This window comes from Streptomyces sp. WG5, assembly GCF_049974565.1.
GTDB lineage: Bacteria > Actinomycetota > Actinomycetes > Streptomycetales > Streptomycetaceae > Streptomyces.
On sequence record NZ_JBNGGC010000170.1, the window covers coordinates 1 to 628 of the forward strand.

General features: G+C 63.7%; 1 protein-coding gene. It reads left to right on the forward strand.

What is annotated here, in order from left to right; translation table 11 throughout:
• On the forward strand, positions 1 to 628 hold a 628-nt coding region (locus tag ACP4IX_RS36435; protein ID WP_426558962.1), incomplete at both ends, for an efflux RND transporter permease subunit.

The following is a 628-nucleotide window of genomic DNA, read 5'->3' on the forward strand; positions in this document are numbered from 1 at the left end:
GCGTCGAAAACGACAAGGCCGCAACCTGGTTCAACGGCACGCGCTCCATCGTGCTGGCGATCCAGAAGCAGCCAGACGCCAACACCGTGGCGGTGGTCGACGCGGTGCGGGCCAAGCTGCCGTCGCTGCGGGCTCAGGTTCCGCCGTCCATCACTATGGACGTGACCCTCGACCGCTCGGTCTCCATCCGCGAGTCCGTCACCGACGTCGAAGAGACGCTGCTGATCGCGGTGGGTCTTGTGATCGTCGTGATCTTCCTGTTCCTGCGCTCGGCCTCCGCGACCTTCATTCCGGCGCTTGCGGTTCCGATCTCGGTGCTGGGCACCTGCGCGGTGATGTACGCGCTCGACTATTCGATCAACAACATGACGCTGCTGGCGCTGACGCTCTCGGTCGGTTTCGTGGTCGACGACGCCATCGTCGTGGTCGAGAACGTCGAACGCATCATGGCCGAGGAAGGCCTGCCGCCGAAGGAAGCGACCCGGAAGGCGATGTCGCAGATCACCAGCGCGATCATCGGCATCACGCTGGTGCTGATCGCGGTGTTTGTGCCGATGGCGTTCTTCCCCGGTTCGGTCGGCATCATCTACCGCCAGTTCTCGGTCACCATGGTCGCCGCGATTTCGTT